This is a genomic window from Roseateles sp. PN1 (assembly GCF_038419725.1).
Classification (GTDB): domain Bacteria; phylum Pseudomonadota; class Gammaproteobacteria; order Burkholderiales; family Burkholderiaceae_C; genus Paucibacter_A.
The window spans coordinates 218,358-231,763 of sequence record NZ_JBCARA010000001.1; the positions used below are offsets into that span (position 1 = coordinate 218,358).

Consider the following 13,406-nt stretch of genomic DNA (forward strand, 5'->3'; position numbering starts at 1 on the left):
GGCTGCACAGACAAGCCGGAAGGCTTGGCTCGGCTGCCGAAGGACTTGCCGCGATACCTGCGGCAAGGCTGTCACCCACTGATTAAGCGCAACTGGCTACGGATCAAATCCGCAGCAGTTTTTCCTCAGCCAGAGCCAGTGCCTCCGGCACGCCGGCCAGAACCAGGGTGTCGCCACCGCTGAGCAAGAGCGTATCGCTGGCCGGCACCACCGCACCGCTGGCGCGGCGCAGCGACACCACCGAAACACCGGTGGCGTGCAGCGCCAACACGGCCAAGGCCTGCCCGGCATAGGCGCTGGCTGCAGGCAAGGTGACCGAGCGCAGGCGGGCGTGATGGCGGTCTTCCGCCGTGTCGTCGTCGGCGCCATGGAAGTAGCCACGCAGCAGGCCATAACGCGCATCTCGCGCGTCACGGGTCAGGCGGATCACCCGCCGCATCGGCACGCCCACCAGGGCCAGCGCATGGCTGGCCAGCATCAGCGAGCCTTCGATCGCCTCGGGCACCACCTCGGTGGCGCCGGCGGCGCGCAGGCGTTCCAGATCGCTGTCGTCAATCGTGCGCACCACCACCGGCACCTGCGGCGCATGCTGCTGCACCAGATGCAAGATCTTCAGGGCCGAGGGCGTGTCGGGGTAGCTCACCACCACCGCGCTGGCGCGGGCCAGGCCGGCCGCCATCAAGCTCTGCAGCCGGGCGGCGTCGCCGAACACCACGCTCTGGCCAGCGGCTGCCGCCTGACGCACCCGGTCTGGGTCCAGGTCCAGCGCCATATAGGGAATGTGCTCGCCTTCCAGCAAGCGCGCCAGGTTCTGGCCGCTGCGGCCGTAGCCGCAGATGATCACATGGGCATCGGCCTTGATCGCCTTTTTGGCGATGGTGGTGAGCTGCAGCGACTGCATCATCCAGTCGCTGCTGGACAGCTTCATCACGATGCGATTGCTGAACATGATCAAGAAGGGCGTGGCCAGCATCGACAGCACCATGCTCGCCAGCACCGGGCTCACATACTGCGGCGGAATCAGCTCATGCTGGCTGGCCAGGGTCAGCAGCACAAAGCCGAACTCACCCGCTTGCGCCAGATAGATGCCGGTGCGCAGCGCCACGCCAGTGGGCGCGCGGAACAGCTTGGCCAGGCCGGTGATGAGGGCGAACTTGGCCAGAATCGGCAGCACGCTGAGCAGCAGCACCAAGGGCCATTGCGCCAGCAGCAAGCGCCAGTCCAGCTTCATGCCGATGGTGATGAAGAACAGGCCCAGCAGCACATCGTGGAAGGGCCGGATGTCGGTTTCCACCTGGTGCTTGTATTCGGTCTCGGCGATCAACATGCCGGCCACAAAAGCGCCCAGGGCCAGCGATAGGCCCGCATGCTCGGTCAGCCAGGCCAGGCCCAGGGTGACCAAAAGGATGTTGAGCATGAAGAGCTCTTCGCTCTTGCGCCGCGCCAGCAGGGTCAGCCACCAGCGCATCACCTTTTGCCCACCCACCAGCAAAATGGCCAACAGGGCGATGGCTTTCAGGCTGGCCCAGGCCAGCGATTGCACCATCTCCGCGCCGCTGCTGTTCAGCGCCGGAATCATCACCAGCAAGGGCACCACTGCCAAGTCCTGAAACAGCAGCACGCCGATGACGCGCTTGCCGTGCTCGCTTTCCAGCTCCAGCCGCTCAGCCATCAGCTTGACCACGATGGCCGTGCTGCTCATCGCCATGGCCGCGCCCAGCACCAGGGCGCCCTTCCAGCCCAAGTCCCAGGGCAGGTGGAAATAGTCCGCCACCGTGTCCAAGAGCCATTGCCCGGCCAGCGTTCCCAGCATGGTCAGCAGCACCTGGCACAGGCCCAGGCCGAACACCAGGGTGCGCATGCTGCGCAGCTTGGGCAGATTGAACTCCAGCCCGATCACAAACATCAGGAACACCACGCCGAACTCCGCCAGGTAGCGGATGCTGGTGGTGTCGCCGGCGAAAGCCAGGGCGTGCGGCCCGATCAGCACGCCCACCACCAGATAGCCCAGCATGGGCGGCAGCTTCAGGCTGCGGCAAGCCACCACCCCCAGCACGGCGGCGACCAGGTAAAGCAGGGCAAGATCGAGTGAGGACACCATGGGCCGATGTTAAACGGCGTTAGGGTGGCGCTAGGGCCTTACTCCTTTGGAAAAGGGCTTTCAGACCGGGCTGCGCGCCAGCCAGTCAGCCCGCGTCACATCGTGGCGGGCCATGTCCATGTCGTACCAGTGTTCCACGCCTGTGTAGCGCATGCCCAGACGGTCCATCACCCGGCCGGAGGCAAGGTTGTCAGGCATGCGCACAGCGCACAGCAGCGGGGCGTTCAAGTCATCGAAGGCGAAGGTGGCCATGCGCTGGGCGGCTTCGCTGGCATAACCCTGGTGCCAGCGGTCGCGCCGCAAGCGCCAGCCAATTTCATGCGGGCCGCTGATCACCCGGCCCAGATGCTGGATGCAGCCCGCGCCGATCAGCTCGCCGGTGCTTTGCTCGATGAAGGCCCACCAGGAATAGCCCCATTCGGCCCAGCGCGCCTTGACGCGGTCGATCATCAGCTGGGTGTCTTCCGGTGTGTCGGGCTTGCCGGTGATGTAGCGCATCACCTCGGGGTCGCTGTTGAGGCGGTGCAGGCCGTCGAAGTGGGCGTCGGTCAGTGGTTCCAGGCGCAGGCGCGCGGTAGTGAGCAAGGTCATGCGGGCGATCCTCCTTTTGAGCGCGAGGCCTGACTTTCGCACACTCGTCATTGGTGGCGGGGTTTCCGCCAATCAAACGGCCGTGGCGGCAATTCGTCGCATGGCACAGCGCAGGTGCGGGCAAGGCGGAGATACTCGGCCCGCCAAAGCGATTGGCGGCCAGGTAAATTTTCCGCTTTACCGACCCCGCCGCTTGAATTGCCGGGCCGCAGCCAGACATGCGGCCAAGCCCATTAACCCAAGCCCAAGCCTGCGTGCCTCCCAGCAGCGCAGGCAGGAGAAGCAATTGACCAAGTTGAAGAAGCGCCTGAGCCTCGGCCTTGCCGCCCTGGCCCTGCTGGCCGGTGGCGCCGGATGGATGCAGCAGCAGGCGGGTAAGAACCCCAAGCCCTCGCCCTTTCGAGTCAGCGAGGTGGACGAAGGCGCCATCACCCAGGTGGTGATGGCCAATGGCAATTTGCAGCCGGTGACGGTGGTGACGGTGGGCTCGCAGGTCAGCGGCACCGTCATCACGCGCTTGGTGGACTTCAACGACAAGGTCAAAAAGGGTCAGGTCTTGCTGCGGCTGGATCCGGCCAATTTCGAAGCCCGGGTGCGCCAGGCCAGGGCCAGCATGCGCTCGGCCGAGGCGCAGGTGGCATTCACCCGCGGCAATTACGAGCGTAACGAGTCCTTGGTCAAGCAAGGCTTTTTGTCCGCCCCTCAGCGCGACCAAAGCCGCCGAGAGCTGGACGCCGCGCTGGCGCAGGTAGAAGTCAGCCGCGCCCAGCTCGACGCCGCGCAGACCGACCTGGCCAATAGCGTGATTCGCTCGCCGGTGGATGGTGTGGTGATCAAGCGCAGTGTGGATGTGGGCCAAACCGTGGCCGCCAGCTTCCAGACGCCGGAGCTGTTCCTGATCGCCAAGGACTTGCGTGAAATGGTGATCCAGACCAATGTGTCCGAAGCCGATGTGGGCCAGCTGCGTGAAGGCCAGCAGGTGCGCTTTGTGGTCGATGCCTTCCCGAGCCGTGAGTTCGAAGGCCGGGTGCAGCAGTTCCGCCTCAACGCCACCAATACCCAGGGCGTGGTGACCTACACGGTGATTGTGGATGTGCCCAATGAAGACGGCGAACTCAAACCCGGCATGACGGCGCAAACCCGCATCGTCGTGGCGCAGCGCCCCACAGCCCTGCGCCTGCCCACCGCGGCGCTGCGCTTTGTGCCGACGGAAGAAGAACTCAAGCTCAATCGTGACAAGGCGGCCGGCGCTGCCTCCGCGCCGGCATCCGCAGCTTCTTCCGCATCCGCTGTACAAGTCAACCGGCCCGATGACGACGGCGTGCTCTCCACCCTGCGTGGTGGCGCGCGGGTCTACCGCGTTTACACGTTGGACGCGGGCAAACGCCTGCAAGCGCACGAGGTGACGGTGGGCATTGCCAATACCAAGTTCACCGAGCTGATCAGCAGCGGCAGCCTCAAAAAGGGCGATGCGGTGGTGACGCGCCGCGTGCTCGTGGACGGCAAGGCGGAACTGTAATGTCGGCCGTCTTGGCCCTGCGCGGCATCACCAAGAGTTACCGCAGCGGCGACATCGTCACCCCGGTGCTGCACGGCATAGACCTGAGCGTGCAGCGCGGCGACTACCTCGCGCTGATGGGCTCCAGCGGCTCGGGCAAAAGCACGCTGATGAACTTGATGGGCTTGCTGGACCGCTGCGACAGCGGCGAGTTGCTGCTGCAGGGGCGTGACGTCAGCCAGCTGGGCACGGCCGAGCACGCCAGCCTGCGCAACCGCGAAATCGGTTTTGTGTTCCAGAGCTTCAATCTGCTCAAGCGCATGACGGTGTTGGACAACGTGGCCCTGCCGCTGATCTATGCAGGCAAGCCCCGTAGCGCGGCGCGCGCGCGTGGCCAGCAGCTGCTGGATCAGCTGGGCCTGGGTGAGTTTGCCAAGCGCATGCCCAATCAGCTCAGCGGCGGCCAACAGCAGCGCGTGGCGATTGCGCGCTCGCTCGCCAACGAGGCGCCCTTGTTGCTGGCCGACGAACCTACCGGCAATCTCGACACCCAAACCACCGCCGAGGTGCTGGCCATTCTGGCGCGGCTGAACCGCGAGTTCGGCCTGACCATCGTGCTGGTCACGCATGAGCCCGAGGTCGCCCTGCAGGCCAAGCGCTTGGTGCGGCTCAAGGATGGCCGCGTGGCCTTTGACGGCCTGCCCTCGGAACAGGCGCATTTATGAACCCGATTCAAATCTTCATCGAAGCCCTGCGCTCGCTCAATGCCAATCGCCTGCGCAGTGCGCTGACCATGCTGGGCGTGGTGATCGGCATCGCCTCGGTGCTGATGATGCTCAGCGTGGGTGATGGCGTACGCAACTTCATCGCGAAGGAGCTGTCGGTGCTGGGCAGCAATCAGCTGATCGTGCAACCCGGCACGCCGGTGGACGGTGGCGGCGTGCGCCGACGCAGCGGCGAGGTGCCCAACCTCACCGTGGATGATGCGCGCGCGCTGGCCCAGCTGCCCTCGCTCAAAGGTGCGGCCCCGGCGTTGCAAGGCTTTTTCCAGCTGCAGTACGGCGACAGCAATAGCAACCAGACCGTGCTGGGTGTCACCCCCGCCATGATTGCCCTGCGCAACTGGCGGGTGGAAAGCGGCGTGCCGCTGGATGAGCGCGATGTGCAGGCCGCCAGCCGGGTGGTGGTGATCGGCTCCAAGCTGGCCAGCACGCATTACGCCGGCCGCGATCCGCTGGGCCAGGTCTTGCGCATGGACGGCCAGCCCTTCACCATCATCGGCGTGATGGGCGGCTCGGGCCGCACGCTGGACGGCACCGAACTCGGCGAACTGGTGCTGGTGCCCATCAGTGCCATGCCCCTGCGCCTGGCGCGGCCCGGCCTGGTGCACTACATAAGCTTGCAAGTCAAAGACGCAGCGGGCATGGCCGACGCGCAGCAAGACGTGGCCGAGCTGCTGCGCGACCGCCACCACATCACCGGCGACAAGCCGGACGACTTCGCCATCACCGACCTGGCCAGCATCGCCAAGACCGGGGCGGCCATCGGCACCGGCTTGTCCTTGGGCCTGGGCGTGATCGGTGCAATCTCGCTGCTGGTCGGCGGCATCGGCATCATGAACATCATGCTGGTCAGTGTGAGTGAGCGGGTACGCGAGATTGGCATCCGCATGGCTATTGGCGCCAAGCCGCGCGATGTGCTGTGGCAGTTCCTCGGCGAGGCGGTGCTGCTATGCCTGGTGGGCGGCCTGATCGGCCTCGGCCTGGCCGCGCTGGGCGTGGCGGCGGTCAATGCCACCGGCAAGTTCGAAATGGTGCTGGCCTTCAAGCACATCCTGGTGGCCGTGGGCTTTGCCAGCGGCGTGGGCGTGTTCTTTGGCTACTACCCGGCGCGTCGGGCGTCCAAGTTGTTGCCAATTGAGTGCTTGAGGCAGGATTGATTCCGCGGGCGGATCGGCATTTGGCCTGAAGTCGGACGGCCCCGCCCGGTGTCCCGTTCGGCCAATCGGCCGAGCGCGAGGGGCATGGCCGGCTCGACTGGCCGGCGCGGCATAGGGCGCAAAACGTGAGCCGGGCGTTCGTTCAGGCCTTTGTCTTCAAGCTGTCTTTGTCGAACCCCGCCAGGCGCTTGTAGCGCTGGGAGATGGCTTCCAGCGTTTGGCGCGGAATCACCTCATCGATGTTTGTGAAGCCCTGCGGTGCGCGCGACTCGGCCATCTGCATAACCTGTTCCGGCCCGTTCATGCGGTTGCGCAAGACGATGCCGGTGGTCTTGGGCAGACGCTCGGCTTCGTACTCGCGCAGTGCATATGAAGTGTCGGCGTCATCCGCCAGGCAGTCGGCCAGGTAGCGCGCGTCCAGGATGGCCTGTGCACTGCCGTTGGAGCCGATCGGATACATCGGATGCGCGGCATCGCCCAGCAGCGTGACGCGCCCGAAAGTCCAGCGCGGCAAGGGGTCGCGATCGACCAGCGGGAACTCGTAAATTTCCTTGGCGCCGTCGATGATGGCGGGGATGTCGATCCAGTCCCATTTCCAGTTCTGGAAGGGCGCCGCGAAGACGGATTTGTCGACCTTGCGATTCCAGTCTGTGCTGGGTAATTCGCCATTGGGCACGCGCAACTCGGCGATCCAGTTGATCAGCGAGCGGCCGCCGCGGCGCAGGGGCTCCGAGATCGGATAGCAGACGAATTTCTGATCCTGATGCCCGGCCATGAACATGCTGCGCCCGTCCATATAGGGCTCAGCTTCCGTCACCGCGCGCCACAGCATGCGCCCTGAAAAACGGGGCTGGTCGCCATTCGGATAGAGGAACTTGCGCACCGACGAATGGATGCCATCTGCGCCGACCAACACATCGCACTCCGATTGCACCGTGGCGCCGTCTTCACGGCGCGTGAACTGGCCGACGACCTTGTCGGCGATTTGTTCAAACGATGTGAAAGCGTGGCCGCTGTGAACCTTGTCCTTGCCGATGCGCTCTTGCACTTTCGCCAGCAAAGCCATCTGCAGTTCGCCGCGATGGATGGAGAACTGCGGGGAGTCGTAGCCGGCCGCACGGCCGCGGGCCTCGCGCCAGATCTCTTGGCCGAACTGGTTGAAGTAAGCCAGGGTGGAGGTCTCAATCGCATTGGCAGCCAAGGCGTCTTCCAGGCCGAGCTTGCATAGTTGCTGGCTGGCGTGCGGCAGCAGGTTGATACCAACGCCGAGTGGCTTGATGGCGCCAACGGCCTCGAATACTTCCACCTCGATGCCGCGTTCGTGCAGCATCAGTGCCAAGCTAAGCCCGCCGATACCGGCGCCTGCAATTGTGACTTTCACGCCCGTCTCCAATTCATGTTGTTGCTTCAGCATTAGGAAATGACGTTCTCGCTGAATTGTTATATCCTATAACAGTTATTTCGCGGAACACAAGCGCCGGATGGGCGCAGACGAGGAGACGGTTTGGCCCAGCGCATTCATTTCAATGCCAGCATCGACGGTGTGGCGTACGGTGTGCTCGACGACTTGGTCGGCTATGCGGTGCGGCGTGCGCAGCTGTCCATCTACGAAGATTTCGGCGCGACCATGGGGGCGGAAGAGATCACGCCTCAGCGCTTTTCTTCGCTGGTGATTGTTGAGAGCAACCCCGGAATTTCGCAGACACGCCTGGCCGAAGTGATGGGTATCGCGCGCTCCGGCGTGGTTGCGATCATCGACGACTTCGAGAACAAGGGCTTGATCGAGCGCCAGGCTTCTGGCGACCGCCGCTCCTACAGCTTGCTGCTCACCAAAGCCGGCGCACGCCAGCTCAAGCGCTACAAGCAAGCGGTGAAAGAGCACGACGAACGTATCTCTGCCGCCTTGAGCCAGGCCGAGAAAGAACAGCTGCTTGCGCTGCTGCGCAAGCTGTGTGCCCCCGAGAGTTGAAAGCCGGCCGCGTGGCGTGCCCTTAGTTCAAACTAGCCAGGAGACATGATGATGAAGAAGTCGATCCGCCCTTTGCTTGTCGCGATGTTGAGTGCATTTACCTTCGTCGGCGCCGCGCATGCCGATATCACCATCGGCGTGAGTCTGCCGCTGACCGGCCCGGCCTCGGGCCTTGGCATCCCGACCAAGAACGGCATCTCCTTGTGGCCCGACACCATCGGCGGCGAGAAGGTCAAGCTCATCATGCTGGACGATGCCTCTGACACGACGCAGTCGGTCAAGAACGGGCGCCGTTTCATCACCGAGGACAAGGTGGACGTGATCGTCGGCTCCACCGCCACGCCGGCCTCGATTGCGCTGTCGGCTGTCGCGCTTGAAGGGCAGACGGTGCAGATCTCGACCTCGCCGGTCGATCTCCCCGAAGGCAAGGACGCCTGGACTTTCCGCGTGGCGCAGTCCACGCCCTTGATGGCCTCCGCCTTGGTCGAGCATATGAAGAAGAGCGGCATCAAGACCTATGCCTTTCTCGGCTTCTCCGACGCTTATGGCGAGACCTGGCTGAAGGCTTTCGAAGCGTTGGCGGCGAAGGCCGGTCTCACTTCGCTGGCGACGGAGCGCTTCGCACGGTCCGACACCAGCGTGACGGCGCAGGCAATCAAGCTCACCATGGCGCGCCCGGACGCCATCCTGATCGGTGCGTCGGGCAGCGGCGCCGCGATGCCGCACAAAGCCATGGTGGAGCGCGGCTACAAGGGCAAGATCTATCAGACCCATGGCGCCGCTTCGCGTGACCTGATCCGTTTGGGCGCTAAGGATGTTGAGGGCGCGATCGTGGTGGCTGGGTTGGCGGTGATGCCGGAATCTTTGCCAGCGGCGCATCCCTCCAAGAAGCTGGCGACCGAGTTCGTTGAGCGCTACGAGCAGCAGTTTGGCGCGGGCACGCGCAACCAGTTCTCGGCGCATGGCTACGACGCGCACCTACTGCTGCAGGCCGCGGTGCCAGTGGCGCTCAAAAAGGGCAAACCGGGAACGCCGGAATTCCGCGCCGCGCTCAAGGACGCGCTGGAGAACAGCAAAGGCGTGACCATCACCCAGGGTGTGATCCGCTACTCGGCCAAGGACCACTGGGGCCTGGAAGACAATGCGCGTGTTTTGCTGACGATCGACAAGGGCGACTGGAAGCTGGCGAACTAAAGCTGTCGGCGCTCAGGCCGGGAGGCCTTGGCGTTTGCGACCCACAAAGCCGGACGTAACTTGTTTCACAGCCGATGCCGCGCTTGGCTTGACCTTGTGCCGGCCCAAGCGCGCGCTGATCGTGGATGTGCCGATTGAGTTGGCTTGGGTCAGCATTGACCGCGATGAAGGCTAGCGTTAGCAGCACAGCCTTGGTGTACGCCATCACCCCGATGCAACGCAAGAAGCGGTGATGGGCTTGGCACCTTCCAAGCCCATCAAAGCCGAATAACCCTCGGCAGCTTCTCACAAGAAGTTGCGCTGAGAATTCAAATTCAGCGCCCGGCTTGGGGTGCCACAAAGCCTTCATTTGGCGCCGATACGTTGGTGATATGCTGATTTTGCTTCAGCGCCCACACCAGCTTTCCAGCTCAATTCGCCCTCGTGATGCAGGCTCGATTCATCGAGTCTCCGCGACGAAAAGACTGTGTCTGGCGCCGCCCGAAGCAATCGCTTCACCGGAGTCTTGATGATGCTTCGACCGCCTCGCCTCCTTCGCTTGGCCAGACCCTTGATGAGCACGTTGCGCAGCCTTGCCATGGCGGCGATGCGCCTGCCGCTGACGGTGCCCGCGAACAAGAATCTATCCGTCACTTCACCCCTAACTCAATCTCGAAAGGGACGTTTCATGAAAGCAAAGTCATTGGCTTTAGCCCTGTTGGCGCTAGCCATTCAGCCCAGCGCATTTGCCATCAATTCCAAATATGCCCAACAACTGGAGCGCTCCGGCTGCACACAGGTGTCAGAAGCCCAGGGCTGCGACATCCATAAGACCAAGGCGGAAAACGCCAAGGCTGGCTTCGTCAATGAGGCGGCTGCTCCCGCTGCAGCCGCTGCGCCAAAAGCCAGCCCGACGGTTCAGAACCCCTACGCTGGGCAATGGGTGGCCAAGGCAGACAGCGGTGCCACCGTCGCCACCATCCGCATCGACGCCAAAGAGCATGTTTGGGTGAATGGCAAGCAGGTCAAAGCCAAGCGCAGCGATGGCGGCCTGACCTTCAAAACCGGCACCATCACATACAGAATTCAAGGCGACCGCCGCCTCAAGGGCGAAGACACCTGGACCGACAGCGATGCTGGCACCAAGGGACAGATCGTCAGCGAATAAGGCCACATGCAAGGCCGCGAATATGGCCGAGCGCAAGGCCAGGCCGAGGTAGATGTCGAAGTAAATCGGGTGGCGTAAGCCCCCGCAATTCGCACTGCACTGCACCGGCCACCGCCATACCTATTGCAAGACCCACCGGAATGCGGCGCCGTTGCTGCCGCGACCAGCCCCATACAGGAGTGAGCTCATGCCTCTCACCTCGAAGCTGATTGCCGCTGCTGCGGCCACCGCCGCCATCACCGCGCTGGTCTTTGACCCTGGCGCCGCATTCGCCCAAGCCGTGCCGCAGCCTGTGGCCAGCGCCGCAGCGCAGCCGGCCGATCCGGCCGCGGTGCTGCAGGGCGCGCAGCGCATTGGCGCCGCACGCTTCAGTGCTTATCGCAAGGGTGCCAGCACTTTGGTCGTGCTGCCGCCTGGGGCTGTTGGCAAGCCGCTGCTCTGGTACACGGAGCTGGTGCGGGTGCCGGCCGGTGCGGTCACTGCTGACAAGGGCTTGCAAGTCAGCAGCTTGCTGGCCCGCTTCGAGCGCGTGGGCAACATCATCCATGTGCGGGACCTGAGCACGACGCAAAAGCGCCGCGCCGGTGTTTCGCCGGGCGGCCCCACTTTGCCCGGCGCGCAAGCTAATGACCCGCCTGGCGCGGCCAGCGCAGACCCCAAGGTCCGCCCGATCGATGTGGCCCTGAGCAGTTCGGAAACCGGCGCGCTGATCGCCAGCTTTCCCGTGGTGGGCAGCTTGCCCGATGGCAGCACGGTGCTGGATGTGACGGCCACCTTCTCCAACGATATTGGGGCCGCCACAGGCCGCAGCATCCTGGCCAAGGTGGGCGCGGTGCCGGCGGCGGTCGATCCGAGCAAGTCGTACATCGACGGCGTGCGCGTGCGTGGCGACGCGCTGACGGTGCGCTCGCACATCACCTTTCTGGCCGGGCTGAAGTCAGAGCCGATGGCGGGGCCGCAGCCGGTGTCGGTGGTGCTGGGCCATTCCATCGTGTTCTTGCCCGAGCAGCCGATGGCTGGCCGCCCGGCCAACCCGCGGGTGGGCTTCTTCCAGAACGACTACACCGAGTTTGAGTCCGAGCGCGGCAGCGCCCAAGACAAGCAAGCGTTGATCGGCCGCTTCCGCCTGGAAAAGGCCGACCCCGCAGCGCCGCTCAGCGACCCCATCAAGCCCATCACTTACTACCTGGGGCGCGGCATGCCGGAGCGCTGGAAGCCTTACGTCAAAGCTGGCGTGCTGCAGTGGCTGCCGGCCTTCGAGGCGGCGGGCTTCAGCAATGCCATTCGCGTGCTGGATGCGCCCACGCCCGAGCAAGACCCGGAATGGTCGCCGGAAGATGTCACCATCAACGTCATCCGTTGGGTGCCCCAAGAGAACATCAATGCCATGGGCCCGCGTGTCACCGACCCGCGCTCGGGTGAGACGCTGTCGGCCCATATCCAAATCTGGCCGGCGGTGATTGAAGGCTTCGGCCAGTACTACTGGGCGCTGTTCAGCAGCGTGGATGCCGGCGCGCGCACGCTGCCGCTGTCTACCGAAAAGTCGGGCGCCTTGCTGAGCTATATCGTCGCCCATGAGGTCGGCCACACCTTGGGCCTGATGCATAACCAGATTGCGTCCACCGCCCACACGGTGGCGCAGATGCGCCAGCCCGAGTTCGCCAACCGCTATGGCCCGAACAGCTCGATCATGGCCTACGGGCGCTTCAATCAGGTGGCGCAGCCGGGCGATGGCATCACCCAGTTGTGGAGCGTGATCGGCCCCTACGATTTCGCCGCCATCAAGTTCGGCTACGGCCGCTTCGGCAGTGACCCGGCCAGCGAGCGGCGCGAACTGGCTGCTTTTGCCGAGACCTTCGCGCGTGACCGCCGCTTGTTCTGGGCCAGCGAAGAGTCGGCCGAGCTGATCAGCCGCTTCCACCTCGACCCCCGCGTGCTGACCGAGAACACCGGCGCCGAACGGGTGCAAGCCACCCGCCTGGGGGTGGCCAATCTGCGGCGCTCCTTGGATCAACTGGACGCCGCGACCGGTGGCGATGCCAAGCTCTATGCCTCCACTTACGGCGTGATGCTGTCGCGCCATGTCGGCTTGCTGAAGTCCGTCAATCGCCTGCTGGCTGGGGTGATGCCGGCCATGGACGATGGCAAGAGCCGCTTGCCCACGCAGGTGTCAGCGGCCGAGCAAAAGCAGGCCTTGCAATATCTCTTGGGCGAGGGGGCGGCCTCGCTGGAGCCCTATGCGGCCCCGGCGGTGGTGGAGCGGGTGTCGGTCTACGGTGGCTACGCCGCCATCGACCGGCTGCAGGCGGGCATGGTCAGCGATTTGATGGCCGGCTCCACCGTGGCCTTGCTGGAGAGCCAGCGCCGCAGCAATCCGGCGGCCTACTCCTCGCTGGACTTGGGCAAAGACATCAACGCCGCGGTCTGGGGTGATCTCAAGAGCAGCAGCCCGACCCGGCGCGCTTTGCAGCGCGGCTATATCGACGCGGCCAAGGACTTGCTGAACGCCTGGGCCAAGGGCGGCGCTGACGAGAAGAAGATGGCCGAGGCCTTGCGGGCCGAGTTGCCGCTGACACCGGCCGCCGCCCAGGCCATGGTCGAGACCGGTGACGACACCGTCTTCATCCCCTGGCTACACGCCAGCCTGCCGGCGATGAAGACCCGACTGGAGGCCGCCTCGCGCAGCGCCGCGGTCGAGGCCGACCGCCTGCACTTCGCCGATATGGCGCTGCAAGTGGGGCGGCTGCAGAAGATCGGCATGCCCTGAGCGCAGCGGCGCTGTTTGCGTTGATTGGCGCTCCGAGCATGCCGTTGGCATGCTCGGGGCCGTGCCGCCTCAGGCCAGCAATGCTCGCTGAACGCACGCCCTATGCGCAAGCCGCATAGCGGCATGTGCACTCGGCTTCGGACTTTAGGGACGGATGGGGTCAAGTCTTGATACCGTTCGGGCCACCAAAAGTTACGGAG

At 64.5% G+C, this 13,406-nt stretch carries 10 protein-coding genes; 7 read left to right on the top strand and 3 right to left on the bottom strand.

Going from position 1 to position 13,406, the window contains the following annotated elements:
* Positions 1-103: 103 nt before the first annotated feature.
* Both AABB87_RS00780 and AABB87_RS00785 read right to left on the bottom strand, forming a co-directional pair.
* Positions 104-2,101: a cation:proton antiporter domain-containing protein gene (locus AABB87_RS00780; RefSeq protein ID WP_341969215.1), complete on the bottom strand. Its 1,998-nt coding sequence runs from the start codon at positions 2,099-2,101 to the stop codon at positions 104-106.
* Between the two features lie 60 nt (positions 2,102-2,161).
* Entirely contained in the window at positions 2,162-2,692 is a 531-nt protein-coding gene (locus tag AABB87_RS00785; protein WP_341969217.1) for a GNAT family N-acetyltransferase, read from the bottom strand.
* A 286-nt stretch (positions 2,693-2,978) separates the two neighbouring features.
* Between AABB87_RS00785 and AABB87_RS00790 the strand changes: the two genes are divergently transcribed.
* From AABB87_RS00790 to AABB87_RS00800, 3 genes are read left to right on the top strand one after another with little or no spacing between them, the layout of a single operon-like run.
* Positions 2,979-4,211 (top strand): efflux RND transporter periplasmic adaptor subunit, encoded by a 1,233-nt coding sequence (locus AABB87_RS00790; RefSeq protein WP_341969218.1) that lies wholly within the window; start codon positions 2,979-2,981, stop codon positions 4,209-4,211.
* Positions 4,211-4,915 (top strand): ABC transporter ATP-binding protein, encoded by a 705-nt coding sequence (locus AABB87_RS00795; RefSeq protein WP_341969219.1) that lies wholly within the window; start codon positions 4,211-4,213, stop codon positions 4,913-4,915. The genes AABB87_RS00790 and AABB87_RS00795 overlap by 1 nt, the downstream gene beginning before the upstream one ends.
* Positions 4,912-6,129, top strand: coding sequence for an ABC transporter permease (locus tag AABB87_RS00800; RefSeq protein ID WP_058721244.1), 1,218 nt, complete (start codon positions 4,912-4,914; stop codon positions 6,127-6,129). Before AABB87_RS00795 ends, AABB87_RS00800 begins: the two co-directional genes overlap by 4 nt.
* Before the next feature lie 142 nt (positions 6,130-6,271).
* Here the strand turns inward: AABB87_RS00800 and AABB87_RS00805 are convergent, their stop codons facing one another.
* A complete protein-coding gene (locus AABB87_RS00805) occupies positions 6,272-7,510 on the bottom strand; it encodes a flavin-dependent oxidoreductase (RefSeq protein ID WP_341969220.1) in 1,239 nt (412 codons plus the stop codon).
* Between the two features lie 123 nt (positions 7,511-7,633).
* Between AABB87_RS00805 and AABB87_RS00810 the strand changes: the two genes are divergently transcribed.
* The 4 genes from AABB87_RS00810 (at position 7,634) to AABB87_RS00825 (ending at position 13,206) form a co-directional block, all read left to right on the top strand.
* Positions 7,634-8,098, top strand: coding sequence for a MarR family winged helix-turn-helix transcriptional regulator (locus AABB87_RS00810; protein WP_341969221.1), 465 nt, complete (start codon positions 7,634-7,636; stop codon positions 8,096-8,098).
* Between the two features lie 45 nt (positions 8,099-8,143).
* The gene (locus AABB87_RS00815) at positions 8,144-9,292 is read left to right on the top strand and encodes an ABC transporter substrate-binding protein (protein ID WP_445944819.1); all 1,149 of its coding nucleotides are present in this window, start codon (positions 8,144-8,146) and stop codon (positions 9,290-9,292) included.
* A gap of 586 nt (positions 9,293-9,878) precedes the next feature.
* The gene (locus AABB87_RS00820; protein WP_341969222.1) at positions 9,879-10,439 is read left to right on the top strand and encodes a hypothetical protein; all 561 of its coding nucleotides are present in this window, start codon (positions 9,879-9,881) and stop codon (positions 10,437-10,439) included.
* Between the two features lie 187 nt (positions 10,440-10,626).
* Positions 10,627-13,206: a zinc-dependent metalloprotease gene (locus AABB87_RS00825; RefSeq protein WP_341969223.1), complete on the top strand. Its 2,580-nt coding sequence runs from the start codon at positions 10,627-10,629 to the stop codon at positions 13,204-13,206.
* Positions 13,207-13,406 lie beyond the last annotated feature (200 nt).